Origin of the sequence: Vibrio sp. OPT20 (assembly GCF_963889365.1) — a bacterium.
Lineage (GTDB): Bacteria > Pseudomonadota > Gammaproteobacteria > Enterobacterales > Vibrionaceae > Vibrio > Vibrio splendidus.
Genome location: NZ_CAWPOA010000074.1, coordinates 1 through 299, shown reverse-complemented (window position 1 = coordinate 299; position 299 = coordinate 1). Strand labels below are relative to the sequence as shown.

Sequence of the window (299 nt, the reverse complement as noted above, 5' to 3'; positions counted from 1 at the left end):
TCATTAAAAGCTTAAGGGCTAATCCAATTTCGCTCGCCGCTACTTTCGGAATCTCGGTTGATTTCTCTTCCTCGGGGTACTTAGATGTTTCAGTTCCCCCGGTTTGCCTCCTGTTGCTATGTATTCACAACAGGATACTTGCTTATGCAAGTGGGTTTCCCCATTCAGGAATCCCAGACTCAAAAGGTTATTACTACCTAATCTGGGCTTATCGCAAGTTATTACGCCTTTCATCGCCTCTGACTGCCAAGGCATCCACCGTGTACGCTTAGTCACTTAACCATACAACCCGAAAGGGT

The 299-nt window shown here is 46.2% G+C and carries 1 rRNA gene; it reads right to left on the bottom strand.

The window, feature by feature from the left end:
• Positions 1 to 282 (bottom strand): 23S ribosomal RNA (locus AACR09_RS16275); the annotation flags it as partial.
• Between the last annotated feature and the right edge of the window lie 17 nt (positions 283 to 299).